Here is a 25,561-nt window from a genome sequence, read left to right on the forward strand (position 1 = left end):
CGCGCCCGCGATCAAGCAAATCGGGGCTCGTTATAATGGCAGACATCCGACCCGATCCACGCAACGCCAACCGCGGCACCGAGCGCGGGCGCGGCATGCTCGAGCGGGTCGATGCGCGCGTACGGCGCCGGACGGTCGGTCCTGGTCGACCGGAATGGCGTTCTCATCGCCGGGAACAAAACCGCCGAGGTGGCCGCCGAGCTGGGCTTGCCGGTGCGCGTGGTCGAAACGGACGGGACCGAGCTGGTGGCCGTGAGGCGAACCGACCTGGATCTGAGCCGGGATAGGGCCGCCGTCGAGCTGGGCATTGCCGATAACCGCGTTGGGCAGGTCTCGCTGGAGTGGGACACCGACATGCTGGCCGCGCTCGGCGCGGACATCGACGTGTCGCAGTTCTGGAGCGCAGACGAACTGGCGACGCTGATGGCGCTCCAGCCGTGTGATGACGACTGGCGCGCCGCGTTTGACTCCGTGCCGAATGGTGATAAGTCGCTGTTTGAGCAGATGACATTCACTGTGACGGGAGAACAGGCGGAGCAGATACGGCGGGCATTGAGCATTGCGAAACAACACGGCCCGTTCATTGACACCGGAAATGAGAACAGCAACGGGAACGCGCTGGCGCGGGTGTGTGAGGCCTATGTCAGCTAAAGACATCCTTCTACGGCCGATTAGCGCGCAGGAGGGGAACGCGTTAGTTCGCCGTGTCCACTATTCCGGCAAGGTCGTCAACAATAGCCAACTACACATCGGCGTGTTCTATCAGGGGCGGCTAGAGGGGGCGATGCAGTTCGGGCCGTCGCTAGACAAGCGCAAGATACAGGGGCTTGTGGAGGGCACGGGCTGGAACGAGTTCATTGAGCTAAACCGTATGGCATTCACCGACGCGCTGCCGCGCAATAGCGAATCACGGGCGTTGTCGATTGCTATGCGGTTGTTGCGGAAGCATGCGCCACATATCAAGTGGGTAGTCACGTTCGCTGATGGTGCGCAGTGCGGTGACGGGGCGATCTATCGCGCGGCGGGCTTCGTTCTGACAAGCATCAAACGCAACAACCAGATATGGGAAATCCCCGGCGGCGCGGAGGCTGGTGCGCGATTCTCGCGCACCAGCCTGACGGCGCAGGGTGACAAGGGCGGCGCGCGGCAGAAGCGGGCTGCATTACGCCTTAGTCGCGTTACCGCGACTAAGGGCAACCACATCACGGAAACCGGCGGGGCTTCGATGCGTCCATTCATTGACGCGGGCGCACGGCCGATTCCGGGCTACCAACTTCGCTATATCTACTTCCTTGACCCATCCTGCCGCGAACGCCTAACCATACCGATTCTGCCGTTTAGTGAAATCGAGACGGGTTGGTGCTGGCATGTATCGCGGCGAACCACGCGCGACAAGCATCGTGGCCGATGCGTCCGGCTGTCCATGCCGGAAGAGGGCGGTTCGACTCCGACCGTCGCGCTCCAAAATGCAGATGGTGCGGTGGTGGTAGATGGCTGGTAAGGCGGCATGGACTACCGCCGATATGGCATCGATGCCATCCGCGAGACGGCTGGCATCAAGACGGCTGCCGCGCGCCGGCTCGGCTGCAACGTTTCGACCATCGACCGATATATCGAGCGTTACCCGACGGTCGCAGCTGGCCTACACCGAGGCGCGGGCGGGGATCGTTGATATGGCTGAATCGGTGCTGATTCGTCGGCTAAACGCGGGAGAGTGGGACGCGGCGAAGTTCGTGTTGACGACGCTGGGCCGCGATCGCGGCTGGACACCCCGCGCCGACCGCGATCAAGCAAATCGGGGCTCGTTATGACGAGTGGCGGGGATCGGCGCAGTAAGCCGATCGCGTTGCGTGTTTTGCAGGGGAATCCTGGCAAGCGGGCGATCAATCGGAACGAGCCGCAGGTTGAGCCGCTGGCTGATCTCCGGCCGCCAACGTGGCTGGACGCGACGGCGCGGCGGTGCTGGCGTGAGAACGCGCCGGTGCTGGCGCGTTACGGGCTATTGGGCGAGGCGGACGTGATGGCGTTCGGACTCTACTGTCAGGCGTGGTCGCGATACCGAGCGACACAGACCGCGCTCCGAGAGATCAAGCCGGACGACGAGCGATACCGGGCGATTGTCATAACGCTGGAGAAGGCCGAAGCGTCGATGCGCGCGATCGCCGGGGAGTTCGGCATGTCGCCGCAGAGTCGGGCGCGACTGAGTGTGACGGGCGGGCCGAAGGACGTGGATCCGATGGAAGAGCTGCTGAGTGGTCGCCGCAGCACCGGCTAGCAGCGCCGTGTTGGCGCGGGTGACAGGGTACGCCGAGGGCGTTGTGGCGGGCGATATCGTCGCCGGCCAGTTGGTGCGCCTGGCGTGCGAACGGCACCTGGCCGATATTGAGACTGCGGGGCTGCGCAGTCTGGCATGGGATGACGACGCGGCCGATCACGCGATCCGCTTTATCGAGCAGTTGCGGCATAGCAAGGGCGAGTGGTCAGGGAAGCGGTTCATCCTGGAGCCGTGGCAGGTCTTCATCGTCGGTTCGGTCTTCGGCTGGTATCGCGAGGATGGAACGCGGCGGTTCCGTGAGGCGTACACCGAGGTTGCGCGGAAGAACGGCAAGACGCAGCTGCTGGCCGCGATCGGGCTCTATCTGGCGTTCGCCGATGGGGAGCCGGGCGCGGAAGTCTATAGCGCGGCGACGAAGCGTGACCAGGCGAAGCTGTGCTGGGCTGAGGCTGATCGGATGGTGCAGAGCACGCCGGCACTCGCGCGGCTGATCCAGCGCACGCCATCGAAGGCGAACCTGTCGCGGCTCAGCACATTCTCCAAGTTCGAGCCGTTGGGGCGCGACGCGGATACATCGGACGGACTGAACCCGCACGCCGCGATCGTGGACGAGCTGCACGCGCACACGAACCGCGACATGGTCGACGTGCTGCGCACCGCGTTCGGCGCGCGCCGACAGCCGCTGCTCTGGTCGATCACGACGGCAGGGTGGAACCAGCAGTCGATCTGGTGGGAGATGCGTTCCTACGCGACGAACGTGCTTACTGGCATTGTCGGCGACGATTCGCTGTTCTGCTACGTCGCGACACTGGACGCCGGCGACGACTGGCGTGACGAGGCGGTCTGGCCGAAGGGGAACCCGAACCTCGGGGTATCGGTCTATGTCGAGTCGTTGCGTGAGGAGTGCCACCGGGCGGAGCAGATACCCGCGCAGCAGAACGCGTTCCGCCGGCTGCGGCTCAATGAGCCGACGGAGCAGACCGAGCGCTGGCTGGACATGGCGACATGGGACCGCAACGACGCCGCGCCGGATCTATCGCCCGGCATGATCGTCTTCGCCGGGCTTGACCTGTCCTCAACGATCGACCTGACTGCGTGTGTTGCGGTTGCGCCGCGCGATGGCGGATACGACGTCGTCGCGCGCTTCTGGCGACCAGGCGACACAGTGTCCGAGGCTGAGCGGCGCGATGGCGTGCCGTACCGGCAGTGGGCAGACGAAGGCTGGTTGACGCTGACCGACGGGACGGCGATCGACCCGGTGATGATCGCCGATGAGATCGTCGATTGGCTCGCGCCGTACACGGTGCCGGAGCTGGCGTTCGATGCCTGGAACGCGGCCGGGGCGTCGGCGCGGTTGCAGTCGGCGGGCGTGACGTGCGTCGCGATGGCGCAGGGGTTCGCGACATACAGCGAGCCGTGTCACGCACTGGAGGCGCTGCTTCTGGAGGGGCGCATCCGGCACGGGGGGAACCCGCTGCTGCGCTGGATGGCAAGTCAGGTGACGGTGAAGTTCGGGCCGAATGACGCGATCCGGCCGTACAAAGCACACGGTTCGGGCATCCGCGACGACGGGATCGTGGCGCTGTTGATGGCGCTGGCGCGAGCGCGGGTGCATCAGCAGGCGGGCGCCACGTTCACTGAGCCGCGATTCTGGGACATGAGCGAATGAGCGACGTGATTGAGCTGGTCGGCATGGTGCTCGTGATTGGCGCGCTGGCCGCGCTGGCCGCGCTGCTGTGGCTACCCGCCGGGGCGGTCGTCGCGCTGGTCGGGGGCGTCGGACTGGTTGTGCTCGGCAATGTCGCAGGCGGTGACCGATGACGATTATGCGGTCGTTGCTACGGCGGGGAGAGCGGGCGGCGGCGTTGACTGTCCGCGATGACATCATCACGAGCGACCGCCTGATCGGCGCGTTCTCTGGCCTCGGTGGTGGGTCGGTCGTGCTCGACACGGACTACACCGCGAACTACGAGGAGATCGCGCGACGGCAGCTCTGGGTGCGTATTGCGGTCAATAAGCTGGCCTACTCGATCGGGCGGTTGCCGCTCAAGGTCTACGCCGACCACGAGCGGGACGGGCGCGACCGGCTGACGACGGGGCCGCTCGCCGATCTGCTCCGCCGGCCGAACGAATCGAAGGAGACGGGCAACGCCGTCGGGTTCCAGGCGCGGCTGGCATACGACCTGTTCGTCTACGGCAATGCGATCGTCGTGAAGGCGCAACGCCGGCCTGACAGGGCGCCGGACCAGCTGATCCCGATCAGCCCGCGTGGGTTCGCGATCCGCGATGGGATGTACGTCCACACGCACGCCGAGTCCGGGACGGAGACGGTCTACGAGCCGTGGCAGATCATCCACCTGATGGAGCCGGGGCCAACCGCGAGCGGCATCGGCGTCTCGCGGCTTGAGGCTGCGCGACTGACGCTTGCGATTGAGTACGCGGCGCAGCGCCTCGGCGTCGCGACGTTCCTCAACGGTGCGCGACCGGGCGGGATCATCAAAGTGAACGACCTGCCGACCGATCCGGCGGCGCGGTCTGCGGTGATGGAGCGGTTCAAGGCTGAGGTGCGTGCGCGTCTGGGCGGCGTCAACCGCGCCGGTCTACCGGCCGTGCTTGAGGGCAACATCGACTGGTTGTCGCTCTCACATAACCTCGATGACTCAGCGGTTGTCGAGCATCGGCAGTTGACGCGCGAGGAAGTCGCGGCGCTGTACGACATTCCCCAGCCCGCGATCGGCATTCTCGACGAATCGAACTTCGCGTCCGTCGACCAGCTGCACCTGATGTTCTACCAGGACTCGCTCGGGTGGCCGATCAACCTGATCGAAGAGGTTCTCGCGCGGCAGCTCATCGACGGCGTGCCGGAGTTCGCCGGGCAGCTTGTCGAATTCGACCTCAACGCGGTGATGCGCGGCGCGTTCGCGCAGCGGATGCAGGGGTATCAGATCGGCATCAACGGCCGCATCTTCACACCGGACGAGGTGCGCGGCTGGGAGAATCTGCCGCCGATGGCAGACCAGCAGCCTGACGCCGGGCTGCTGCAATTCCCGCTGAACTTCTCGGTATCGCCGGAATCGCCCGGCAAGGAGGCGCCATGACAACGGAACTTTCGTATCCGCGCATCCGGCGAGCGATCGCGGAAACACCCTGGGCGATCGTACCGGAGAAGCTCGCGGACATCATGGCGATGGTGGCCATCCGCGCCGCCGGCGGCACGCTGACTGACGAAGAGATCGCGCAGCGCATCGGCGCGGCCATGGCGAGACCGCGCCCAACGTCGCGCGCTCCTGACATCGCCGTCCTGCTGCTGGTCGGCACGATCTCGCACCGCATGGGCATGATGTCGCGCTCAAGCGGGGGCACCAGCGTCGAGGAGTTCCAGCAGGCGTTCCGGGACGCGGTGGCCGATCCGCAGGTGTCGGCGATCGTGATCGACGTTGACTCGCCGGGAGGGGCCGTCGCGGGTGTCGACGAACTGGCAGCCGAGATCTACCGCGCCCGTGGCACGAAGCCAATCACGGCGGTGGCGAACACGCTGATGGCCAGCGCGGCCTACTGGATCGCCAGCGCGGCCGATCAGGTCGTGATCACCCCGTCCGGGGAGGCTGGCAGTATCGGCGTGATCGCCGCGCACGAGGATCAGAGCGCCTGGTACGAGCGTATGGGCGTCAAGGTCTCACTGGTCACGGCCGGGCGCTACAAGGGCGAGAACAACCCGTTCGAGCCGTTGACTGACGAGGGGCGCGAGGCCATTCAGGCCCGCGTCGATGAGTCCTACGGGCGCTTCACACGCGCCGTTGCGCGCCATCGTGGCGTGGCGGTTGAGACCGTGCGGGCCGAGTTCGGCGAGGGCCGGATGTTCGGCGCGCGCGAGGCCGTCCGGCGCGGGATGGTCGACCGTGTGGCGACGCTCGATGCGGTGCTTGCCGACGCCGGAGTGCGGCAGGCGGGTCAACCGCGCGCGACGGCGCAGATCCACACACTCACTTTTGAGGACCAGGCAGCGGCGGCGCTTACTGCCGTCCAGTCCCTCCAGTCTCGCGTCGAGGCGCTTACTGCCTTGCGTGCGGGGCGACCGTCCCCGGTTGCGGCCGATAACGTGCCGCTGATTGAGGCCCATCGCGACGCCTATCGGGTGATCGCGGGAGCGTATGACGCGCTCCTGGCGATGGCGCCTCGTCCCGGTCTGCCGACCAATCCGCAGGCGGCAGACGTGTTCCTGGACTTTCTGGCGATGGAAGCCCGCCGAAACGGCGTGAGCATCTAGGAGGAGATTCACATGTACCGAACCCTGGCAGAGAAGAATGGACGGCTGGCGCATCTGCGCGGCGAGTGGCAGACGCTGTGGTCGTCGAAGCCGGATCGCGACTTCAGCGACGACGAGGTTGCGTCACTGCGGCAGATGAACGAGGAGATGACCGACCTTGCGGCCGGCATCGAGCAACTGCAGGAACTGGAGGCGATGGCCACGCGTAACGTGGGGCCGTCGGGGCTGCCGATCGTGGTGGACCGCGACACGCAGCAGAAGGCTGCGCCGGCGCAGCGACTGCGGAGCACGCGTGAGGTGCTGGAAGCGAGCGAGGGGTATCGCGCGTTCCGTGAGCGGCGCGGTGGCACCGTCGCGTTCGAGTTCGGCGCGGACACCCGGCTTGGCGCGGCGTTCGACCCGGAGGTCGGCGCGACGCTGCTGACGCTCGCGGATATCAACGTCCCGGCGCAGCGACTGCCGGGCATCGTCCCGATGGCGCTGGAGGAGCGCACGATCGCCGACCTGATGCTGCCGGGCACGACCGACGGCAACACCATCGAGTACTACGAAGAGACGACGTTCACGAACGCCGCAGTCGAGACGGCGGAGGGCGGGACGAAGCCGGAGGCCGCGCTCGACTACACGCTGCGCACGGAGAGTGTGCGCAAGATTCCGGTCTGGTTGCCGGCGACTGACGAGCTGCTGGCCGATTTGTCGCAGATGCGGGCGACGATCGAAGGGCGGCTCATCTTCATGGTGCGGCGTCGCGAGGAGACGCAGCTTCTCGCCGGCGACGGCAACGCGCCGAACATCTCCGGCATTCTCGACCGCTCCGGGATCCAGACGCAGGCGAAGGGCGCCGATCCGGTGCCGGACGCGATCTACAAGGGCATGACCAAGATTCGGTCGGTTGCGTTCGCCGAGCCGACGGCGGCGGTGTTCCACCCGAACGACTGGCAGGATGTTCGGCTCCTGCGCACCACCGATGGCGTCTATATCTGGGGTTCTCCGGCCGAGGCTGGGCCGGAACGCATCTGGGGGCTGGACGTCCGGATCACGACCGCGATGACGGAGAACACCGCGCTCCTCGGCGCGTTCAAGCCGTACGCGCAGATCTTCCGGCGCACCGGCATCACGGTCACCGCGTCGACCGAGCACTCGACGTACTTCATTGAGAACAAGGTCGCGATCCTGGCCGAGGAACGGCTGGCGTTGGCGGTCTATCGGCCGGCCGCGTTCTGCACCGTGACCGGCATCTAAGTCGCGGGGCGAGGAACCCGGCTTCGGGTTCCTCGCACGCCGAAAGGAGCTCATATGCCAGTCATCAGCGGCGGTCAGATCATCAGTGGCATCTCAGCGGCGCGGGTGTTTCGCGGGGCGGGCGCGCCGGTTGCCAACACCACGGGGGTTGGCTTTCTCGGCGTCGGCGATCTCTATGCCGACACGACGGGCGGGAAGCTCTACATCGTCACCGCGACGAACGGTACGTCCACGATCACGTTTGTGGTGGTCGGCGCGCAGACCTGACAGGCGAAGGAAGGAATCAGCAGATGGCACGGGAGAAGGTCTACGTCGATCGTGATGGCAACGTCGTTGAGGCGGACGATCCGAGCGCCGCGTTCATCTATGACGCGGCGGACGCCAAGCGGCTCGGATATGCCAGGGCGGTGGGTGAGCCAGCGGTGGATGAGCCAGCGGTGGATGAGCCAGCCAGCGAGGCTGAAGTGCTGACCGTCACTGATATATCCGAGAAGAAGCGGGGCTAGCCGATGGCCGTCGTCGAGATCGAGCCGACAACCGAGCAGATTCAACGGGGGCTGGCAGCCACGTTGGCGGTGACGTTCTACGTCGACGGCGTGGTCGCTGATCCTGGCGTGACGACGGTGACGGTCACGCGGCTCGACGGGACGGCCATCGTGACCGGCGCGGCCACGGGTGGGTCTGGCGCGGCGGCACGCACCTACGCGCTGGCGGGGCAGGCCGACCTCGACATCCTGACGGTCAGCTGGACATCGGCGACGCACGGGGCGGCGCAACAGACGGTTGAGATTGTCGGCGAGCTGCTGTTCACGTTCAGACAGGCGCGGGCGTTCGATGGCGGCGCGCTGGCGAGCACAGCCACGTATACGACGGACGCGATCGGGCAGGCACGGAAGGCGATCGCGGAAGAGTTCGAGCAAGTATGCGGCGTGTCGTTTGTGCCGCGCCTGACGCGCGAGACGATCGACGGCGCGGGTCAGGACTGGGTATTCATCTCGCATCTGGACGCGATCGACATCCGCGCCGTCGAGATGCTCGACCGCGGCACTGGGGCGTGGACGGCATACACACCGGCTGAGCTGGCCGATGTCCAGATCCTGAACAACGGCCGTATCCGGCGACGGGACGGGACGGCGTTCGTGCCGGGCCGACAGAACGTCCGTGTCACCTACGAGCATGGATACGCACGGCCACCGGCCGGGATCGTTGAGGCGGCGCTGCTGTATCTGCGGTTCCGGATGGTCAGTAGCAACCTGGGGTCGCGGACGATCTCCGCGTCGAACGAGTACGGCAGCGAGCAGTACTGGACGCCGGGGTACTCGGGGCGCGGCAGCGCAATCAACGAGCTGCCGTTCGTCGACAAGGTGCTTCGGCAGTACATGCAGCGACGGGTGGTGGTGGGCTGATGGCGACGACGAGCAGCCAGGTCAAGACCGTGCTCGACGCGCTCGCGGCGCGACTGGCGCTGCGAGCCGGGTTGTCCGCCGCGCGTGTCTTCACCTACGTGCCGCCGCCGTCGGTCCAATCTGAGGTGGGCACGTACATCACGTTGGCGGTGCGCGTCAGTGGACGGCAGGAGTACCCGTACGCCGCGAAGACGATCAAGCGCGACCGGTTCACGATCGACGGGGAAATCATCGTCCTGCAGCCGGGCGCGGGCGACGAGGCGGCGGCGGCGGCAATGACGCTCGCGGAGAGCTGGTTTGCGGAGATCGAAGACGAGGTCAGGACAGACCCATCGCTCGGCCTCGGCAGTTATGTCGTGACGCAGATTGGCGATTACGAACACCTGTACTCCGGGAACGACCGGGGACGCATCCACGGACTGCGATGGTCGCTCGACGCGCAAGTCGAGATGGTCAGCACATAGGAGGCTTGACGATGGCGACGATGGTTCGTCTCAGGAATGTCAGCGGAGGTAGCCGCGAGGTGCCGTTGCCGGCGGGGGGGTACGTCATCGTGGCGGCCGGGGACGAGGGCGAGTTCGAAGCGGACCACGCGGCGCGGCTCGCGGAGCAGGCCGAGGTCTGGCAGAAGGCCGCGACGAAGAAGGGCGGTGGTGACTGATGGCGATCGGTTCGGGTCTGTCCAGCCAGTTCGGCATCAAGGAGGAGACGATCTACGGGACGCCGGTGACGGTGGACCGGTTCCTGGAGATTGAGTCCAGCAACATCCTGACGACGCTCGGGAAGGTCGAATCTCCGGTGCTCGGGTCGCAGTACCTGAAGACAGGGAACGTCTCGACCTACGTCTCGGGCGCGGGGGGCGATGTCGTCCTGCCGGTGATGAGCAAGGGGTTCGGCAAGCTCTTCAAGCAGATGTTCGGGGCGAGCGCATCGGCTCAGGTCGGTGTCACCGCTGAGTACAAGCACACGTTTACGCCGGATGCGTCGGGTGGCGCGGGCGTCTCCGCGACTGTCCAGCTCGGCAAGCCCGACGTGGGCGGGATCGTCAACCCGTTCACCTACGAGGGCGGCAAGATCACCGAGTGGGAGTTCGAGCTTGAGGTTGGTGGCGTGCTCAAGCTCACGACGACGTGGGTGTTTGAGAACGTCCTGACCGGGACGGCGCTGGCCAGCCCGTCGTATGTGACGGGCCGGGCGCAGTTCCTCTGGACCAACGCGTCGCTGACGTGGGGCGGTTCAGCGATCTGTGTCAAGGAGTTCACGCTCAGCGGCAAGCGCGCGCTGGACACAGAGCGGTTCTGTATCGGGTCGACGAACCGCAAGGAGCCGATCCTGAACGGGATCTCCGAGGCGACCGCTGACGCGACCGGCGAGTTTGCCAGCCTGGCCGCGTACAACGACTTCGTCGCCGGCACACAGCGAGCCATGGTGCTGACCGTGACCGGCGGGACGATCCCGACCGCCAGCAATCCGTACAAGCTCGTCTTCACCTTCGCGGCGGCGGAACTCGTCGATCCGGGCGAGCCGGAGATCAGCGGGCCGGAGATTCTGGAGCAGCCGCTGAACTTCCGCGCGCTGGACAACGGCACGGACGCGGTCGTGAAGGTCGAGTACCACACCGACGACACGGTGATCTGAGATGGCCGCGAAGCCGGAGGTCAAGGTCGAAGGCATGAAGGAGCTTCGTAAGGCGCTCCGCGACATGTCCGATGACAAGGGCTGGCGCGGGGAGCTGCGCGAGGTGTATCGCGCTGTGTCAACGCTGGTCGAGGGCGAGGCGCAAAGCCGCGCCGGCGCGGGCGCGGTGACGATCTCCGGCACGCATGCATCGATGGGGTCGCGGGCGATTGCGTCGATCAAGGGCAAGGGCACGACGACCGGCGCGACGCTCCTGGGTGGCACGGGCGTCGCATGGTTCGGCGGCTGGAACTTCGGGTCCGGTGGCGCGCACGCGCAGTTCCCGAGGAAGCGCGAACCCGACTACAACCTGTACGTGGCCGTCGAGGACAAGCGGGAGCAAATCACCAATGAGTTCGCTGAGGCGGTCGAGGACGCGCTGAACCGGGCATTCCCCGGCTAGTGGAGATGATGGGCAATGACGGCAGTGCAGGTAACGATCGACACAACCCAACCCATCCGGCTGAAGAATCGCGACCTGATCGACTTCGAGCGTGTGACCGGGAAGTCGTTCGTCGACGAGATGACCGGGCTGGAAAAGCTGAAGGAGGCCGGCGGCACGCCCGACTGGCTGACGATGACGGCGCTGCTCTGGGTGCTGGGCCGGCGGAACAACCCGGTGTTCACGTTCGAGGACGCGTTGGACGCGGACGTCGACCAGCAGCAGCTCATTAGTCTGATCACGCTGATTGCGGACCCTACGGCGCCGGCGGACACCACAGCGACCTAGAGGTCGAGGAGATGCCGTGGTTCTGCCACGTCTATCCCTGGTGTACGCCGGAGCAGTTCCGAGGCCTGGACCACATCGACTATCTGTGGCTGAAGCCGCTCGTAGACGCGACGCGCAGAGAAGCGAAGAAGGCAGCAAAGCAGCGTGGCTGAACGCAGCGTCACAATCAAGATTCTCGGCGACGCGTCGAAGGCCAAGAGCGCCTTCGGTGACGCAGGGCAAGCCGCCGGGACATTCGAGGGCAAGATCGAAGGTCTTGGCTCGAAGTGGGGCACGTTCGGCTCGGTGCTCGGCGGCGTGGTGGCCGGCGGCGCGCTGCAGTCGATGGGCGGCTGGCTGAAGGACGGCGCGCAGGGGGCGGCAGACGACGAAGCCGCGATGGGCCGGCTTGAGCAGGCCGTCACGAACACCGGCGCGTCGTGGGACGACTACGCCGGGTCGGTCGATGACACGATCAAGAAGGGCCAGGAGCTCGGGTTCACCGACGGTGAGACGGCCGACGCACTGGCGCTGCTCACGAGCCTGACCGGTGACGCGGACGAGGCGCAGCGGCGACTGTCGACCGCTCAGGATCTGTCGCGCGGCACCGGCATGGATCTGCTGACAGCATCGAAGCTCCTGGGCCGCGTCAGCGACGAAAACACGAGCGTCCTGAGCCGGTACGGGATCAAGGTCGCGGAAGGCGCGACCGCGCAGGACCTTTTGAACTCGGTCGATGGGAAGTTCAAGGGGCAGGCGGCGAAGTACGCGGCGAGCGACGCCGGCAAGTGGGAGAAGCTAACCCAGCAGTTCGGGGAGGTGCAGGAGTCGATCGGCGGGGTACTCATCCCGGCGTTCTCGGCGCTGGCGGACGCGGCGTCCGGGATCATGACCGCGCTCGACCCCGTGATCTCATTCATCTCTGGCCATATCAAGCCGATCCTGATCGGTCTGGCGGCGGCGCTGATGGTGATTGTCGTGCCCGCGTTCGTGGCGTGGGCGCTGGCGGCGGGCGCGGCGGCACTGGCGACCGTCGTTGCGATGGCGCCGGTGCTGGCGGTCGCGGCGGCAGTCGGGATTGCCGTTGCCGCGCTGTACCTCGCGTGGGAGAGCAACTTCCTCGGCATACGCGACATCGTGATGGCAGTGATCGGGTTCATCGGTCCGTACATAACGACGGCTATCGCGGCCATCCAGGTCGGGATCGGGGTCGCGCTGGACGCGATCAAGGTCATCTGGGACGCCGTCTGGAACGGGCTACAGGTCGTGATCGCGGCCGTCTGGCCGATCGTCCAGGCGGCGGTCGAGGTTGCCATCGCAGCCATCCGGCTGGCGATCGAGACGGCGCTGGCCGCGATTCAGGCGGTATGGGGTGTCGTCTGGCCGGCGATCCAGGCGGTCGTCGAGACGGTCTTCCCGATCATCCGGACGGTCGTCGAGACGTATATCGGGATCGTCAAGACCGTGATTGAGACGGTCATCGGCGCGATCCGCGACAACTGGCAGACCGTCTGGGACGCGGTGCGCGGCATCGCCGAGACCGTCTGGGGCGCGATCAAGACCGTGATCGAGACGGCGGTTGGCGCGGTGCGCGACGTGGTCGGCGCGGTTGTCGGGGTGATCCGGGATAACTGGGCCACGGTCTGGGGCGCTATCCGGGACACTGCCGAGACGATCTGGGGCGGGATCAAGACGATCGTCGAGACCGCGATCGGCGCGGTCCGCGACACGATCGGGTCTGTCACCGGGGCTATTAGCGACGCGTGGTCGACGGCGTGGGGCGGGATCAAGGATGCGCTCGACACGGCGTGGAACGCGGGTCTCGGGATCGTCGGGATCGTCGCGACCGGGATCGGCGCGGTCAAGACGACCATCAGCAACGCCTATGAGGGCATCACCGGCGCATGGTCGCGCATCTGGGACACGATCACCGGCGCGATCGGGTCGGCAAAGGACAAGATCCTTGGCATTCTGCGCGACATCATCGGCGCGGCGAACGGCGTGATCGACAAGATCAACGGCTTCATCGGCGGGGTGAACGACGCACTGTCGTTCAGCTTCGACGTCGGGCCATTCGATATGCCAGGACCGATACCGGACATTCCAGGCATGACGCTGAGCGTCAACGCGCCGGACATCCCGACGATCCCACGGCTGGCGGCTGGCGGCATCGTCACCGATCCGACGCTGGCGTTGATCGGCGAGGCGGGGCCGGAGGCGGTTATCCCGCTCAACCGTCTCGGGCGCACCGGCGGTGGGGTCAACGTCAACTACTACGGGCCGGTGACGATCGAGGCGACCGACCGCGCCGACGCCGAAAGAGCGAGCCGAGACATCGGCTGGGCTGTGTCGGCGTCGTTGCGTGCGCGAGGAGTGGCATAGATGGCAGCGCCACGACATATCACCCGCTTCGTCTCGCGCGATGGCAGCACGGTCGTGATGCTCCCGATGGATCGCGCGGAGACGGAGAGTACGCAGGAGCTGAGGACGGCGCTGGCGCCGGGTCTCGGCATGGACTACGCCGTCGACCAGCTCGGGGCAATGCCGGCGCCGAAAGGGGTCGGGAACGAGCGGTTGCGGGCGGTGCTCTACGGGGCGACGGGGGCTGCTGTGGACACGCAGGCGGACGCGCTGCGGAGCCAGATCCAGAGCATCGGCCAGGGGCGGCTCTGGAGCGAGGGCGGGGACGGCACCGAGCGATGGGCGCGGGCACGGGCGGAGCGGATGCCCGATCTGACCGTCTCGTATGAGTCGATGTTCACGCAGCCGGTGTCGGTCGAGTTTCTGCGCCTGTCTGACTGGTTCGCGGAGACGCCGACGGTCGTGACACAGACGCTCGCGGGAAGTCCGGCGACGGTCAACGTGACCAACGACGGCGACGCCGACGCACGGGAGATCGTGATCGAGATCGCGGCGCTCGGGGCGTCGGGGTTCGTCAACCCGAGCATCACGAACGTGCTGACCGGCGAGACGTTCACGATCGCGCGGACGGCCGGGAGCAGCGCGCACCGGCTACGGATCGACTGCGGCAACTATGCGGTGACACGCTCGACGGACTCGGGGTCATCCTGGGCGAACGAGTACGTCAACCTCACGGTCGGCTCGACACAAGTGGGATTTATGCGGCTCATTCCGGGGTCGCAGTCGCTGACCGTGACGGGCTGCACGAACGCGACGATCACGGTCACATTTTCGGCGACGTGGCATTGAGTGCGGAGAGCACAGAGGAGGTGATGTGTGACGCTCGGAGACACATTGACAACGTACTCCCGGATCGACTTCCGGGTCGATAAGTGGAACGACAACCGGACGCCGGAGGACGGGCCACCGGATGAGGTCGTCGAGTCGTATGAGTGGGTCGGGGAAGACGGACTGACCGTCACCGACCCGGAGATCGTGACGATGCTGGAGCGGCGCTGGGCCGGCCGGCAGAACGAACAGGCGAACGGAGAGACGATATGTTCCTGAACATCACACGCGAGCTGATGGCGGACGCACTGATCGGCGGCGGGGTGTATGCCGCGTTCAACAACAGCAACGCGCGGTTGTGCACGGGGGATTCGGCGACGGCGGAGGCGGTCGGGCAGACCGACCTGCAGGCCGCGACGAACAAGCTGCGAAAGGGGATGGACGCTACGTACCCGACACGGTCGGGGAACGTCCTGACGTTCCGGGCGACGTTCTCGACGAGCGAGGCGAACTGGACGTGGAACGAGTGGGCGATTGCGAACGCCGCGTCCGGCGGGCAGATCATGCAGCGCAAGGTGCAGAGCCCTGGCACGAAGGGCAGCGGCTCGACGTGGCAGGCCACCGCCACCGTGACCGTCGGCGTCTAGGGTAGTCAGGGCGTAGGCGATGGCGTCGATCACACTATCACCGTCCAGCGCGTCCGGATGGACCAATTCATCGAACGTCACCGCGTCCGACAACTCCTACGCGACGTCCACGGTCGAGAAGGGGGAGGACTTCGGCGGGAGCGGCATGTCGGTGCTCCTCACGGTGTCATTCCCTGCCGCAGGGCTGGCCGCCGACGATGTTATCGACGGCGTCGAGGTGAGGATCGAGCGGAAACTTTCCTCATCCACTGGCGGGACGAAAACCATTCAGCTGGAGGTCGCTGGCAGCGGCACCGCGAACGGTCCGTCCACATGGACGACATCCGACGTCACCGAGACGAACGGGACGCCCTCCGACCTCTGGGGCATGTCGTGGACGGCGGCGAGCTTCAATTCGGGATTCGATGTCGCATTCCGTGCCGGGTTCAACAACGGTAGCAGCACCAAAACCGCGTCCGTCGATTATGTCTCAGTCACGATCTACTATCACCCGGGGTTGGTCGAGAAGAGCGTAGCCGACGCTGGAACGATCACGGCGACTGAGTCGTTGGAGATATCGGCGACGGTGCCGCTCGCTGACTCGGGCACGGTCAGCGCGACCGACGACCTGTCCGTGTCGGCGACACTGCCACTCGCCGACGCGGGGACGATCACCGCGACGGATGACCTGACCGTCGCGGCGTCGTTTACCCTCACGGACTCCGGGACGGTGACGGCGGCGGAGAATCTCGTGGTCGAGATCATCGACCACGTGTCGCTATCCGACTCGGGCACGATCACGGCAGACGAGTCGCTGACCATCGGGCCGCAGCTGGTGGACTCGGGCACGGTCACCGCGACCGAGGCGTTGACGGTTGACGCATCGACGCCACTGGCAGACAGCGGGACGATCAGCGCGACCGAGGCGATGCAGATCGCGTTCGGCCTGGCGGATGACGGGACGATCACAGCGGCTGAGGCGCTGGCGATATCGGCGACGGTGCCGCTCGCTGACTCGGGCACGGTCAGCGCGACCGAGCATCTCCAGATCAAGTCGATCGACATCGTGACCGAGCCGCGTGTGGCGCTGGATGTCTACGACCTGTCGGGCAACCGACTCGGCTCGGGGCCGATTGCCACGCCTCTGGCCGCGTCCTACAGCATGCGGGCCGATGAGATCGGGACGTTCCGCGCGACGGTGCCGGCGATCGCGGCGAACGCCGACGTGCTGGCCGCCGGGCGTGAGATACGCATCCGGCGCGCCGGGGAGGGCGAGGTCTTCCGGGGCATCCTCGACCAGCCGAAGGTCGTCGTCGGCGAGGACGGGGCGATCCTGCTTGAGCTGGCCGGGCAGTCGACGGCGGCGCGGCTCGTCTGGGCTAACACGCTCCTGGGGCGGACATTCTCTGGGGCGACGGTCGCGACGGCGGTATCGACGCTGCTGGCCGGCACCGGCTGGACGGCCGGGGCGGTCGATAGCGCGACGATCAGCGCGCGGTTCGATGGCGCGACGGTCTGGAAGGCGCTACGAAACATCGCCGAAACGCTGGGCTGGCACGCGGTCGAGGATCCGCTGACACAGCGGGTATCGCTTGCGGCGGCGAGCGGGTCGAGTGGGCTGGTCTTCCGCCAGGTCGACCACGCGGGGCCGGAGATGGCGGTTATCCCGCTGACCGGGCTGACGATCCCGGCGACCGAGCAGGCGATCTGGAACCGGATCATCCCGCTCGGGGCAGGCGAGGGGATCAACGCGCTGAGTCTGCGGTTCTCAGGTCGGAGCAGCCCGTACACGATCCAGACCGCCACCGGGCCGGACGGCAACACCTACTGGTACCTGGAGGACGCGGCCAGCGTCGCGGCCTACGGGGCGCGGACACAGGTGCTGAAGTTCGACGAGATCGCGCCACTATCCAACAGCGCGGCGGAAGAGACGGCGGCGGCGAACACGCTCTACGACGCGGCCAGCGCGTGGCTGGGCTACTACGCGAACCCGACCGAGTTCTACGAGGCGTCGGTCGTCGGGCTGACCCACTACGCCGGCGGGACGCCACGCTTCACGATCGGGCAGACCGTGCGGTTGCAGTGGACGGGGATCGTCACCGACGACGCCGGGACGCGGCTGTGGAAGTCGGTCGATGCGAACGTGTATCTGATGGGGTTCGAGCGCGAGTTCCACGAGAGCGGCTCGGACTCGTGGCGGCTGGAGCTCGCGACGGTGGATCGTCGACAGCCGGGGCCGGGGGACGCGATCGTCAAGGCGATCGACGACCTGTGGGCGATCAAGACGGCGATGCGCCCGTACACCTACCGGGAGATCCACGGGCCGTCGGTCGAGTCGGTAGCCAGTGGCCAGCCGGCGACGCTCCCGGTGACGTTCGACGATAACGTCTCGCTGCTGCACAAGGCAGTCCTGACGGTGCGGAAGCGCCGGGTCAAGAGCAACGTCACCGGCGCGGCGGCGGGCGGCGGTCAGACGACCAGCAGCGGGGGCGGCGCGACATCCTCGGGCGGCTCGTCGCACTCGCACACGATCGCGCTGAAGACGACGACGTCGTCCGGCGGGCACTCGCATCTGGTCGGCGACTTCTATCCGACGACGACATGGAGCGATCCCGCCTACATGCAGCAGATCACAATGAAGAACGAAGCCACCGGGATGGCCTACGGATTCTATGTCGGTCGGAACGGCACCGAGGCCGGGTCGGGAAAGTTCGAGAGCTTCCTGACCACACCGCACACGCACGACGTCGACGGACAGACATCGTCGTCGGAGTCGAGCCACACCCACACGGTGCCGAGCCATTCGCACTCTGTCGGCGACCACACGCACCCGATGTCCTACGGGATCTACCTCGGGCCGGCGGCGGGCAGCCCGGCGTTCACGATCACGATCAACGGCACGGACAGGACGGCCGCGCTCGGCGGGCCGTGGAACGGTGATATCAGCGTGGACATTACCCCGTATCTGGTCGACGCGAACGGGCACGTCCTGCGACAGGTCAACAGCGTCGTCATCGGCGCGGCGCAGTTGTGCGATGTGGAGATGACCGTCCGGTCGCTGGTCAGCGCGACGAGCATCGTGCCGGTGTAGTGACGGACGTGAGTGGAGACGACGAGATGCCGGAGGACGACCGTGAGGCCAGCGCCATCGTGCCGGTGTGAGTAGGCAGGAGATAGTGAGTGAGTGTCGCACGCCATGACAGCAGCGGACATGTGGGCGCTCGTCTCGTCGGGCGGCACGACGGCTACGCTCCTGATCGTGCTCTGGCTCGTACTAACGGAACGACTGACCACCGGCACGCAGACGCAACGGGAACGCGACCGGGCGCTGGCCGCCGACGCGCAGGCGGACAAGCACCAGGAACTGCTGCAACGGGTACTGTCCTCAGCCGAGGAGTCGTTGCAGGAGATCAACCGCGTGCTGCCCTTAGCCGAGACGTCGTTGCAGCAGATCAAGGATGCGCGGGCGGAGTTTCGGGAGCTAATGCAGCTGATACGGGCCGACATGGCGGAACTCTCTCGCGACCACCGGGACAATGGACGATGAGGCAGCGGGGGAGACTGCGGCGCTTCTGGCACTGGTTCACGGGCCGCTCACGGCGTGGCCCGTACCGCAACGCGGTGGATGTCGGCATCCAGCAGCGCGCCGACCGGCTTCCCGACCTCTACGCGCGCGTTGAAGCCTACGAAGAGCAGGTGCGGGTGATGCGGGCGCTTCACAACGGGCACGAAGGGAACGCCGACCATGGACACGATTAGCCCGTTTGAGGTGCTGTGGGCGCTGATCGTGACGTGGGGAGCCTGGCACCACGCGCACGCATGGCGTGACATCCACGATGACGTGATGCGACTGGAGGCCGGTGAGCTGGCCGTGACACCCGGTGCGATGGCGCTCTATCGCAACGACGCCGACTCCGAGGCGGACTGGGCACTGGTCTGGCTGGCCATGGCGCTGGTCGGACTGATCGCGATGACACAGCCGCGTGTGCCGACCGACATCCAGGGCGTATCCACGACGGTGCTGCTGTTCGGCGTCGCGGTCTGGGCGCGGTTTCGATCCGAGGTGCGCGGCCGGCGACGGGCACGTGTCATCGCGGGCTATGGAGATGATGAGGCATGACATACACGAAGGGCACACCGATCCTGGGGAGTGGGACGGTCAGCGCGGCGGCGATACAGGCATGGTACGCGGCACGCGGGCCGGTCGCGGCGTCGGTCTACGCGCCGGACAAAGCCTATCGGCCCGCGCCGCTGACCATCGGTGCGGACATGGTGGCTATCTGTGCCGAGTGGGGCGTCAACCACGACATTGTGGCAGCGCAGATCAGCAAGGAGTCGGCGTACTGGCAATCGGCCATCGTGCGCGACAAGAACAACCCGAGCGGGCTGGGTGCGGTCAACGACAACGCGTACCAGGGGGCGGTGACGTTCGCGACGGCGTATGAGGGGATTCGGGCGACGGTCGCGCACCTGCTGGTCTACGCGGTCGGTGACGGTGTCTGGGCCGGGTACGATCCGCGATTCAAGGCGGCGCGGGATGCCGGGTACCTCGGGATCGCGCCGACGCTGGCCGGGCTGGATGGCCGCTGGGCATCGCCAGGAGTGGGGTACGGCGCGGACGTGGCGGCGCGGGCGAACGATCTTGTGTCGTTCGCCAATGATGGGAGTTGGGAGCCGATGGAGGCACAGATACCGGGGTTCACGTGGTTCCCGGCCGCTGCGACGCACTACACGAAGGGCCGGACGGCACGGATTCGGGGCGGCGCGCAGCACTACACCGCCGGGACGGACAGTCTCGCGTGGCTGACAAGCACGAGCGGCAAGAACGACCCGAAGGCGCGGGTATCGGCGACGTTCCTCGTGAAGCACAACGCGACGATGCAGGATCGTGGCTGGCAGCTTGTCCGGCTGGAAGACACCCCCTGGACGACCGCGTTTGCGAATCCGTACACGGTCAGTATTGAGTACGAGCAGTTGGACGGGCAGGACATCCCGGACGGCGCGTATGCGGTGCTGGGCCAGACGTGGGCGGACATCGAGGCCAAGGTGCTGGCGCTGAACCTCGGGACGATTGACGTGGTGCAGGGACACAAGGTGTGGGTCGATAACCCGAGCCTGACGTGTCCCGACGGGATCGACGTTGCGCGGGTGGTGCGTGAGTGGCAGGCGCGACGGGGCCAGAAGCCACCACTTCCGCCGGGGATCGGCGACCCGGACGCGCGGTTCGTGCCGGAGACGGGCGCGTGGCTACAGTTCGGGTTCAAGGCATTCTGGGAGGCCAACGGGGACGCGCTGAAGTGGCTCGGGTACCCGGTCGAGAACGAACGCGGGATCTCGGGCGGGCTGAGCATCCAGCCGTTCGAACGCGGGGTGCTGCTGTACGACGCCAGTCAGCCGGAGGGGTGGCGTGTGACGGCGCTGCCATTGGCGCGCTATCGAGAGTTCGGGCTGGCAGCATGATCGGCTACATCCGGCTCAGGCCGCGTGGTGAGCCGCTGCCACCGCCACCGTGGGGCTTGTCTGACGTGGAGTGGCAGATGATCTACGCGCTGGCGAGGTGGCGTGACGAGGTCGGCGCACTGACGGACTTTCCGGGCTACCGGACGCTCGCGGAAGCCAGCGACGAACTCGCGCCACCACGGATGCGTTTTGCGCGCTGGCTGGCAGACGAGGGGCGGATATCGGGATGAGCACCGCATTCTGGACGGCGTTCTGGATCACGGTCGGCGTGCTGTTCGTGCTCGTGGATGCCACGCTCGCGCTCAACCGCACGCCGGGGGACACCGCAACCGAGCGCATCCGGGCCGGAATGCGACGATGGCGCTGGTTCCGGCTGCTGGTCGTCTGCTTTCTGGCGTGGCTCACGATTCATCTGCTATTCGAGCCGGGATACGTGTAGGAGGCTGTATGCAGGACGTGGGGAGTCTCACCATCGCCGCCGGGGTGTTCGGCTCAGTCTCAGTCAGCGTGCTGGTGATGCTGTTAGTCGAGCTGGTCAAGGCCTACGCGCCGGGGCTATCGGGCCGATCGGCTGAGGTTGCGGTGACGTTGGTGTCACTGGCGGCGGTATCGGCTGTGCTGGTCTCGACCCGCGCCGACTGGTACAGCCGGGACACGTACCTTGCGCTGGCCATCGGGACGGCCGGGGTCAACGTCTTGGCGCGAGGTCTGTACGCGAAGACATCCAGAGCCTGATCGCATCATCGCCCGATGGTCGTCGTCTCCGTAGTGGCGATCAGCGCGGGAGCGTCAACGGGCGTGGTTGCTCCTTCCCACTCTCAGTGGCAGCCTCGGTCTAGCACCGGGGCTGCCACCATTTAGAGACCCGATTGCGTGAAGGTCAGCGTGAGGTGGTCTGGCAGGACGCAGTCGGCGCGGCCGCACGTCGTGTAGACCTTGGTGTGTCGCGGCAGGCGCTCGCCGTGGGACAGCTCCCAGGCGACGGGGCGGATCGATCGCAGTCCGCCACGGATGTAGGCATTCCGCTGGGTGGCGTCGTGGATGAGGCAGCCATCCACGACAGTGCAGGGGACGATCTCACGCAGGACAGCCTCGGCGTAGGGTATCCAGATCCGGCGGTTGACGATCATCGACACGCTACCCGACGAGACGCGGTACTCACGGGCCAGCGATCGCTGCGACTCGCCGGACTGATGCCGGGCGCGGATGTCCGCGACGATCTCCCATGTCAGGCGCGCGTTGGGGCGATCCTCGCCACGCTGCGTATGTGGCTGATAGCCGATCCGTTTCGTGGCGTGGTGGTGGGCGGGGTTGACGCACGTCGGCGTATCGCACAGCCGGATCAGCGCGATATCTGACTGGAGCGTCTGGCACTGCGAGAGCTCCATCGCGCGCTCGGCTGGCGGGATCGCGCGGCCGTCGATCTCGACCCACGAGGGCAGGCCGGCGCCGACCGTCGGGCCGATCCATCGCCAGCAGCCATCGTCGCCGGCGCTGCGATCGACGCGCGCCCAGAAGCGCGCATCGTCCGTGCGGGGCGTCCCCTGGGGCCGCAGGCTCATGTGCTCGGGGGTGACGCACTGCTGCTGCCCGCAGGTCGCGTGGACGCGGATACGCGGCGGGAGCGCGCCGTGTGCCCACTGCCACGCCAGCCGCCGGGCGGACTCCCCACGTCCCTGATAGCGGAGCGATGGGTAGCCGGCTGACGTGCCGCCGATCCACTGCCAGCATCCTGAATCGGGATCGTGGGTGCTATGGGTCTGGAGACGGGCGAGCAGGTCGGGATATTGGCGGCGATAGCGCTGTGCATGATAGGAGAGGCTGATATGTACCGACTGCCGCGAGATGCCGATCTGCCGGGCGATGTCCGCTGCCGGCATCCCGTCGCGATGGATCGCTACGAGCACCTGTGACCAGTCACGCGCGGTGGGCATCGGCACGTCACTCACCTCCCACTAGCCGAACGCTTCGAATCGCGTCGTCGATGTCCCGCCCGCCGCTAATGCAGTCCCAGGCGTAGGCCACGGCGCGAACGACTCGGATGGCGTCCAACCGATCTAGCGCGCGTAGCCGGGCCACAAGCGCCTCGCAGTCAACCTCCCACTTCTGGGCCAGCCCATCCTCACAGGCATCGGACACTGATGCCCACAGCAGATGCGCCGTCTCGATGCCGAGGTAAGAGCCGTTAAGCGCGTCCAGCAGCAGCCGCGCCTCCGGCAGTGAGAAGGTCGGGATACCCTCGTCAGCGAGTCGCCAGAAGTCGAGCAAGTCCTGCTTGGCAGCCATCGCCGGCGACGACAGCCGCCCACGGACGGTCAGGCGCTGCTCGACCTCCCCTGAGATGTTGAACTGGATATGCATTTGCCCTCCCCTTTCAGCCCTCGCTCTGCTGGCTCTGCCAGTCGGCGAGCCGCTGGCGCTGCTTGGTATCACGACTAATCTCGGTAATGACGTCGCCAACGTGTCCGCAGAGCGCCTCCAGATTCCGCCAGTGAGCGGCGATGCGCTCGCGTTGGATAGCGAACGCTTCCGCGTCGTTGTTGACGTGTGGCACGCACAGCCCTGCCACGATCGCCAGGTCGTCGAACGCCCACAGCTCGGGCGCTTCATGCAGCTCCGACAGGAGCCCGTGCATGCCGGCCGGGTCGAGATACGACGAGATGATGTTGTTTCCGGGCTGGCGGCGCACCCCCCACGGCTCACGGAGCGTCTCGACGGTCGCCTCACGTCGTGCCTGTAGCGCGCCGGTCGAGCGGTACGTGATCGGCGCGGTTCGGTCGCCGTCCTCTGGCCAGTGGTGGCCGGCCTGGAGCGGCGTCAGTGGACGAGACGCTACCTGGATATCGTGGGTGACGAGAAAGAGCCGCGCTTTGGCGATGCGGCGGTTGATCTGGACGTGGACGTTGCGGCCTGAGAAACGACGGTCGTAGACGAGCATCTGGCCTCCCCCTGCCTGATAGTGGTCGCGGGGCCAGCAGGTTGCCAGCCCCGGTTGACTGCTAGAACGGCACGCCGTCCTCGACGTGGTAGATCGTGGGGTTCCGGCATGCCGAGCACCAAAGCTCGTCTGCGATGTCGCCGTTGACCTCGTATCGGCGGATGAGGGTGAGTGCCGCGAACCGCCCGCAGGACTGGCATACGTCGTAGACGAACGTCTTCCGGAGTGTGGCCTTGGTGGCGCCTGCCATGATCGGGTGTTCCTCCTGTGTGAGTGCGTGGGGCCGAGCGGCTTGCTCGGCCCCGTGGGGTTGCTAGTGCTGGGTCAGCCAGCGGGCGGTGGCCTCGTCTGCGCCGCACGCCAGATAGCAGTCCATGATCATCGACCCGATCTCGTCTCCGGTGATGTCCTCGTATCGGCCGGCACTGTTCGCGCGGACGATGTCCCGCATGACGGACTCGGGCAGATCGTCGGCGAAGCCCGGGTCGAGCTGGTACAGGTGGCTGATCACGTCGGTGATGGTGGTAAACTGGCTGGTCATGGGAGCTATCCTCTCCTGTGTCTGCCCCGGCTCATCTCCGGGGCTTTTCTGTATCACCGCACTGGTGATGTCATCAGTATATACACTCGTATATATAATGTCAAGGGGTTTTGGAGGCAATCATCAGTGCGCGGAGGGTATCGAGCATGCCTGGCGTTGCGTCCAGCCGCCAGCCGAGGGAGTGCCCGCCGATGTTGTTTGCTGACCAGTCGTCGCCGTCGGCATGGTGTCCCTCGATGTACCAGATGCCATCGTCGGCGATGATGAGCCACTGGCCGCCGCCGTAGGCTGGCAGGTACGTGCCTCCGTATGTCGTTAGCTCCCAGACGATCTCGCCGGCCGGGACGGTATCGCGCAGCGGGCGGACGCCATTCATGCGGATGCTCTTGATGATCGCCGCGGCTTGCCGGTTTGCCTCTGAGGCTGCCGCGCGGCGCGCGAACGTGATCCGGAGTGGCGCTGCTTCCTCCTCGGTGGCCGCGCGGCAGTCTGCCCAGTAGACGTAGCCGGACTCGTCGCCGACCCCGAACGACATGCCATCCTCCCGGTAGTAGTCGCGGCCGGACTGGAGCACGTACATGTAAGCCGGGTAGTCGTGGTAGGCCTGCCCACGCGGGCGAGTGATGACGGCGCCGACGGGCATATCATCGCCCCCGTAGCCCTCGCCGCGGCTGATCCGGTAGGTCTGCTGCTCGGTGGTCTCGGTGGTCATCGTGCTATCCTCCGTTTCGGGGCTGCCACCCCCTCGTCAGGCCGGACGCATCATCCGGCGACGGAGGCGGGCCGGCTTTCCGGCCCGCGCTTCCCTCACTACCGGTTGGCCTTGGCTCGCGCGATGATCGAGCTCGCCGCGACGTCGCCATACTCAACCCGCAGTGCCGTCGCGCCCTTGTGGCCATTGGCCCGGTTGCGGCGCTTGATCATCGCATCGGCCTCGGCATTGAGCCCCTCAGCGCGGAGCGCCGCAACCTCGGCGTTGAACTTGCAGCGATGGCACGGGATCGTTGCGTGGAGCGCTCGTATCTCCGCGAGCTTGATCTCGCGCTTCTCGGGGACGCCCGTGACCCCCGTCTCGCCCTTGTGCCCGCAGCTGTGAACCGTCTCGTACCGTGCCATCTGAGTCATCCTCTCTGCCTGCTGTCCTCAACCTCTACTTAGAGTATATAGATACATATATAGGATGTCAAGGGGTTTTGGATGGGTTTCCGACCGAGTTTTTTTGATGATCGGC

35 protein-coding genes and 1 tRNA gene are annotated in these 25,561 nt (G+C 66.5%); 29 read left to right on the plus strand and 7 right to left on the minus strand.

Going from position 1 to position 25,561, the window contains the following annotated elements; genetic code table 11:
- Positions 1-111 precede the first annotated feature (111 nt).
- From V9F06_00005 to V9F06_00145, 29 genes are all read left to right on the plus strand, one after another.
- A complete protein-coding gene (locus tag V9F06_00005) occupies positions 112-651 on the plus strand; it encodes a hypothetical protein (protein ID MEI2616003.1) in 540 nt (179 codons plus the stop codon).
- Between the two features lie 735 nt (positions 652-1,386).
- Positions 1,387-1,464: transfer RNA gene (locus V9F06_00010), tRNA-Gly, on the plus strand.
- A 43-nt stretch (positions 1,465-1,507) separates the two neighbouring features.
- Positions 1,508-1,672: a helix-turn-helix domain-containing protein gene (locus V9F06_00015; GenBank protein MEI2616004.1), complete on the plus strand. Its 165-nt coding sequence runs from the start codon at positions 1,508-1,510 to the stop codon at positions 1,670-1,672.
- A 135-nt stretch (positions 1,673-1,807) separates the two neighbouring features.
- A complete protein-coding gene (locus tag V9F06_00020) occupies positions 1,808-2,275 on the plus strand; it encodes a phage terminase small subunit P27 family (GenBank protein MEI2616005.1) in 468 nt (155 codons plus the stop codon).
- Positions 2,253-3,944 (plus strand): terminase TerL endonuclease subunit, encoded by a 1,692-nt coding sequence (locus tag V9F06_00025; protein MEI2616006.1) that lies wholly within the window; start codon positions 2,253-2,255, stop codon positions 3,942-3,944. Before V9F06_00020 ends, V9F06_00025 begins: the two co-directional genes overlap by 23 nt.
- Positions 3,941-4,096 (plus strand): hypothetical protein, encoded by a 156-nt coding sequence (locus tag V9F06_00030; GenBank protein ID MEI2616007.1) that lies wholly within the window; start codon positions 3,941-3,943, stop codon positions 4,094-4,096. The genes V9F06_00025 and V9F06_00030 overlap by 4 nt, the downstream gene beginning before the upstream one ends.
- Positions 4,093-5,373, plus strand: a complete 1,281-nt coding sequence (locus V9F06_00035; GenBank protein MEI2616008.1) for a phage portal protein — start codon at positions 4,093-4,095, stop codon at positions 5,371-5,373. Before V9F06_00030 ends, V9F06_00035 begins: the two co-directional genes overlap by 4 nt.
- A complete protein-coding gene (gene sppA / locus V9F06_00040) occupies positions 5,370-6,542 on the plus strand; it encodes a signal peptide peptidase SppA (GenBank protein MEI2616009.1) in 1,173 nt (390 codons plus the stop codon). The genes V9F06_00035 and sppA overlap by 4 nt, the downstream gene beginning before the upstream one ends.
- Positions 6,543-6,554: 12 nt before the next feature.
- Positions 6,555-7,784: a phage major capsid protein gene (locus V9F06_00045; protein MEI2616010.1), complete on the plus strand. Its 1,230-nt coding sequence runs from the start codon at positions 6,555-6,557 to the stop codon at positions 7,782-7,784.
- A 54-nt stretch (positions 7,785-7,838) separates the two neighbouring features.
- Positions 7,839-8,051 carry a hypothetical protein gene (locus V9F06_00050; GenBank protein ID MEI2616011.1) on the plus strand — a complete coding sequence of 71 codons (213 nt, stop codon included), beginning with the start codon at positions 7,839-7,841 and terminating at the stop codon, positions 8,049-8,051.
- Positions 8,052-8,074: 23 nt separating this feature from the next.
- A complete protein-coding gene (locus V9F06_00055) occupies positions 8,075-8,290 on the plus strand; it encodes a hypothetical protein (protein MEI2616012.1) in 216 nt (71 codons plus the stop codon).
- Between the two features lie 3 nt (positions 8,291-8,293).
- Positions 8,294-9,190, plus strand: coding sequence for a hypothetical protein (locus V9F06_00060; GenBank protein MEI2616013.1), 897 nt, complete (start codon positions 8,294-8,296; stop codon positions 9,188-9,190).
- Positions 9,190-9,654 (plus strand): hypothetical protein, encoded by a 465-nt coding sequence (locus V9F06_00065; protein MEI2616014.1) that lies wholly within the window; start codon positions 9,190-9,192, stop codon positions 9,652-9,654. The genes V9F06_00060 and V9F06_00065 overlap by 1 nt, the downstream gene beginning before the upstream one ends.
- Positions 9,655-9,665: 11 nt before the next feature.
- The gene (locus V9F06_00070) at positions 9,666-9,851 is read left to right on the plus strand and encodes a hypothetical protein (protein ID MEI2616015.1); all 186 of its coding nucleotides are present in this window, start codon (positions 9,666-9,668) and stop codon (positions 9,849-9,851) included.
- Positions 9,851-10,828 carry a phage tail tube protein gene (locus V9F06_00075; GenBank protein ID MEI2616016.1) on the plus strand — a complete coding sequence of 326 codons (978 nt, stop codon included), beginning with the start codon at positions 9,851-9,853 and terminating at the stop codon, positions 10,826-10,828. The genes V9F06_00070 and V9F06_00075 overlap by 1 nt, the downstream gene beginning before the upstream one ends.
- Position 10,829: 1 nt before the next feature.
- A complete protein-coding gene (locus V9F06_00080; protein ID MEI2616017.1) occupies positions 10,830-11,270 on the plus strand; it encodes a hypothetical protein in 441 nt (146 codons plus the stop codon).
- Between the two features lie 15 nt (positions 11,271-11,285).
- A complete protein-coding gene (locus tag V9F06_00085) occupies positions 11,286-11,597 on the plus strand; it encodes a hypothetical protein (GenBank protein ID MEI2616018.1) in 312 nt (103 codons plus the stop codon).
- Positions 11,598-11,741: 144 nt separating this feature from the next.
- Entirely contained in the window at positions 11,742-13,958 is a 2,217-nt protein-coding gene (locus tag V9F06_00090; GenBank protein MEI2616019.1) for a hypothetical protein, read from the plus strand.
- On the plus strand, positions 13,959-14,786 hold the full coding sequence (locus V9F06_00095) for a hypothetical protein (protein MEI2616020.1): 828 nt from the start codon (positions 13,959-13,961) through the stop codon (positions 14,784-14,786).
- A 27-nt stretch (positions 14,787-14,813) separates the two neighbouring features.
- The gene (locus V9F06_00100; protein ID MEI2616021.1) at positions 14,814-15,044 is read left to right on the plus strand and encodes a hypothetical protein; all 231 of its coding nucleotides are present in this window, start codon (positions 14,814-14,816) and stop codon (positions 15,042-15,044) included.
- Complete coding sequence (locus V9F06_00105; protein MEI2616022.1) at positions 15,035-15,412, plus strand: hypothetical protein; 378 nt, start codon at positions 15,035-15,037, stop codon at positions 15,410-15,412. Before V9F06_00100 ends, V9F06_00105 begins: the two co-directional genes overlap by 10 nt.
- Positions 15,413-15,431: 19 nt before the next feature.
- On the plus strand, positions 15,432-18,482 hold the full coding sequence (locus tag V9F06_00110; GenBank protein MEI2616023.1) for a hypothetical protein: 3,051 nt from the start codon (positions 15,432-15,434) through the stop codon (positions 18,480-18,482).
- A gap of 105 nt (positions 18,483-18,587) precedes the next feature.
- A complete protein-coding gene (locus V9F06_00115; GenBank protein MEI2616024.1) occupies positions 18,588-18,938 on the plus strand; it encodes a hypothetical protein in 351 nt (116 codons plus the stop codon).
- On the plus strand, positions 18,935-19,150 hold the full coding sequence (locus V9F06_00120; GenBank protein ID MEI2616025.1) for a hypothetical protein: 216 nt from the start codon (positions 18,935-18,937) through the stop codon (positions 19,148-19,150). Before V9F06_00115 ends, V9F06_00120 begins: the two co-directional genes overlap by 4 nt.
- Positions 19,137-19,511: a hypothetical protein gene (locus V9F06_00125; protein ID MEI2616026.1), complete on the plus strand. Its 375-nt coding sequence runs from the start codon at positions 19,137-19,139 to the stop codon at positions 19,509-19,511. Before V9F06_00120 ends, V9F06_00125 begins: the two co-directional genes overlap by 14 nt.
- Entirely contained in the window at positions 19,508-20,851 is a 1,344-nt protein-coding gene (locus tag V9F06_00130; GenBank protein MEI2616027.1) for a glucosaminidase domain-containing protein, read from the plus strand. The genes V9F06_00125 and V9F06_00130 overlap by 4 nt, the downstream gene beginning before the upstream one ends.
- A 77-nt stretch (positions 20,852-20,928) precedes the next feature.
- Positions 20,929-21,081: a hypothetical protein gene (locus V9F06_00135; protein MEI2616028.1), complete on the plus strand. Its 153-nt coding sequence runs from the start codon at positions 20,929-20,931 to the stop codon at positions 21,079-21,081.
- Positions 21,078-21,290 (plus strand): hypothetical protein, encoded by a 213-nt coding sequence (locus V9F06_00140; GenBank protein ID MEI2616029.1) that lies wholly within the window; start codon positions 21,078-21,080, stop codon positions 21,288-21,290. The genes V9F06_00135 and V9F06_00140 overlap by 4 nt, the downstream gene beginning before the upstream one ends.
- Before the next feature lie 8 nt (positions 21,291-21,298).
- Positions 21,299-21,586, plus strand: a complete 288-nt coding sequence (locus V9F06_00145) for a hypothetical protein (protein MEI2616030.1) — start codon at positions 21,299-21,301, stop codon at positions 21,584-21,586.
- A 122-nt stretch (positions 21,587-21,708) separates the two neighbouring features.
- Here V9F06_00145 and V9F06_00150 read toward each other — a convergent pair whose 3' ends face one another.
- From V9F06_00150 to V9F06_00180, 7 genes are all read right to left on the minus strand, one after another.
- The gene (locus V9F06_00150; protein MEI2616031.1) at positions 21,709-22,791 is read right to left on the minus strand and encodes a hypothetical protein; all 1,083 of its coding nucleotides are present in this window, start codon (positions 22,789-22,791) and stop codon (positions 21,709-21,711) included.
- Position 22,792: 1 nt separating this feature from the next.
- Entirely contained in the window at positions 22,793-23,212 is a 420-nt protein-coding gene (locus V9F06_00155; GenBank protein MEI2616032.1) for a hypothetical protein, read from the minus strand.
- Positions 23,213-23,225: 13 nt separating this feature from the next.
- Positions 23,226-23,789 (minus strand): hypothetical protein, encoded by a 564-nt coding sequence (locus V9F06_00160; GenBank protein MEI2616033.1) that lies wholly within the window; start codon positions 23,787-23,789, stop codon positions 23,226-23,228.
- Positions 23,790-23,850: 61 nt separating this feature from the next.
- Complete coding sequence (locus V9F06_00165) at positions 23,851-24,039, minus strand: hypothetical protein (GenBank protein MEI2616034.1); 189 nt, start codon at positions 24,037-24,039, stop codon at positions 23,851-23,853.
- Positions 24,040-24,102: 63 nt separating this feature from the next.
- On the minus strand, positions 24,103-24,330 hold the full coding sequence (locus V9F06_00170) for a hypothetical protein (GenBank protein MEI2616035.1): 228 nt from the start codon (positions 24,328-24,330) through the stop codon (positions 24,103-24,105).
- Positions 24,331-24,430: 100 nt separating this feature from the next.
- Positions 24,431-25,042: a hypothetical protein gene (locus tag V9F06_00175; GenBank protein ID MEI2616036.1), complete on the minus strand. Its 612-nt coding sequence runs from the start codon at positions 25,040-25,042 to the stop codon at positions 24,431-24,433.
- 98 nt (positions 25,043-25,140) lie between these two features.
- Positions 25,141-25,446, minus strand: a complete 306-nt coding sequence (locus tag V9F06_00180; protein MEI2616037.1) for a hypothetical protein — start codon at positions 25,444-25,446, stop codon at positions 25,141-25,143.
- Between the last annotated feature and the right edge of the window lie 115 nt (positions 25,447-25,561).

The organism is Thermomicrobiales bacterium, from assembly GCA_037045155.1.
GTDB lineage: Bacteria > Chloroflexota > Chloroflexia > Thermomicrobiales > CFX8 > JAMLIA01.

Coding starts and splice junctions, on each gene's coding strand:
- V9F06_00035 (MEI2616008.1), top strand. CDS start 4,093: ATGACGATTATGCGGTCGTTGCTACGGCGGGGAGAGCGGGCGGCGGCG.
- V9F06_00065 (MEI2616014.1), top strand. CDS start 9,190: ATGGCGACGACGAGCAGCCAGGTCAAGACCGTGCTCGACGCGCTCGCG.
- V9F06_00180 (MEI2616037.1), bottom strand. CDS start 25,446: ATGGCACGGTACGAGACGGTTCACAGCTGCGGGCACAAGGGCGAGACG.
- V9F06_00030 (MEI2616007.1), top strand. CDS start 3,941: ATGAGCGACGTGATTGAGCTGGTCGGCATGGTGCTCGTGATTGGCGCG.
- sppA (MEI2616009.1), top strand. CDS start 5,370: ATGACAACGGAACTTTCGTATCCGCGCATCCGGCGAGCGATCGCGGAA.
- V9F06_00070 (MEI2616015.1), top strand. CDS start 9,666: ATGGCGACGATGGTTCGTCTCAGGAATGTCAGCGGAGGTAGCCGCGAG.
- V9F06_00085 (MEI2616018.1), top strand. CDS start 11,286: ATGACGGCAGTGCAGGTAACGATCGACACAACCCAACCCATCCGGCTG.
- V9F06_00045 (MEI2616010.1), top strand. CDS start 6,555: ATGTACCGAACCCTGGCAGAGAAGAATGGACGGCTGGCGCATCTGCGC.
- V9F06_00155 (MEI2616032.1), bottom strand. CDS start 23,212: ATGCATATCCAGTTCAACATCTCAGGGGAGGTCGAGCAGCGCCTGACC.
- V9F06_00095 (MEI2616020.1), top strand. CDS start 13,959: ATGGCAGCGCCACGACATATCACCCGCTTCGTCTCGCGCGATGGCAGC.
- V9F06_00075 (MEI2616016.1), top strand. CDS start 9,851: ATGGCGATCGGTTCGGGTCTGTCCAGCCAGTTCGGCATCAAGGAGGAG.
- V9F06_00015 (MEI2616004.1), top strand. CDS start 1,508: ATGGACTACCGCCGATATGGCATCGATGCCATCCGCGAGACGGCTGGC.
- V9F06_00050 (MEI2616011.1), top strand. CDS start 7,839: ATGCCAGTCATCAGCGGCGGTCAGATCATCAGTGGCATCTCAGCGGCG.
- V9F06_00130 (MEI2616027.1), top strand. CDS start 19,508: ATGACATACACGAAGGGCACACCGATCCTGGGGAGTGGGACGGTCAGC.
- V9F06_00125 (MEI2616026.1), top strand. CDS start 19,137: ATGGACACGATTAGCCCGTTTGAGGTGCTGTGGGCGCTGATCGTGACG.
- V9F06_00170 (MEI2616035.1), bottom strand. CDS start 24,330: ATGACCAGCCAGTTTACCACCATCACCGACGTGATCAGCCACCTGTAC.
- V9F06_00140 (MEI2616029.1), top strand. CDS start 21,078: ATGAGCACCGCATTCTGGACGGCGTTCTGGATCACGGTCGGCGTGCTG.
- V9F06_00080 (MEI2616017.1), top strand. CDS start 10,830: ATGGCCGCGAAGCCGGAGGTCAAGGTCGAAGGCATGAAGGAGCTTCGT.
- V9F06_00165 (MEI2616034.1), bottom strand. CDS start 24,039: ATGGCAGGCGCCACCAAGGCCACACTCCGGAAGACGTTCGTCTACGAC.
- V9F06_00135 (MEI2616028.1), top strand. CDS start 20,929: ATGATCTACGCGCTGGCGAGGTGGCGTGACGAGGTCGGCGCACTGACG.
- V9F06_00175 (MEI2616036.1), bottom strand. CDS start 25,042: ATGACCACCGAGACCACCGAGCAGCAGACCTACCGGATCAGCCGCGGC.
- V9F06_00005 (MEI2616003.1), top strand. CDS start 112: ATGCGCGCGTACGGCGCCGGACGGTCGGTCCTGGTCGACCGGAATGGC.
- V9F06_00055 (MEI2616012.1), top strand. CDS start 8,075: ATGGCACGGGAGAAGGTCTACGTCGATCGTGATGGCAACGTCGTTGAG.
- V9F06_00115 (MEI2616024.1), top strand. CDS start 18,588: ATGACAGCAGCGGACATGTGGGCGCTCGTCTCGTCGGGCGGCACGACG.
- V9F06_00060 (MEI2616013.1), top strand. CDS start 8,294: ATGGCCGTCGTCGAGATCGAGCCGACAACCGAGCAGATTCAACGGGGG.
- V9F06_00110 (MEI2616023.1), top strand. CDS start 15,432: ATGGCGTCGATCACACTATCACCGTCCAGCGCGTCCGGATGGACCAAT.
- V9F06_00120 (MEI2616025.1), top strand. CDS start 18,935: ATGAGGCAGCGGGGGAGACTGCGGCGCTTCTGGCACTGGTTCACGGGC.
- V9F06_00145 (MEI2616030.1), top strand. CDS start 21,299: ATGCAGGACGTGGGGAGTCTCACCATCGCCGCCGGGGTGTTCGGCTCA.
- V9F06_00160 (MEI2616033.1), bottom strand. CDS start 23,789: ATGCTCGTCTACGACCGTCGTTTCTCAGGCCGCAACGTCCACGTCCAG.
- V9F06_00105 (MEI2616022.1), top strand. CDS start 15,035: ATGTTCCTGAACATCACACGCGAGCTGATGGCGGACGCACTGATCGGC.
- V9F06_00020 (MEI2616005.1), top strand. CDS start 1,808: ATGACGAGTGGCGGGGATCGGCGCAGTAAGCCGATCGCGTTGCGTGTT.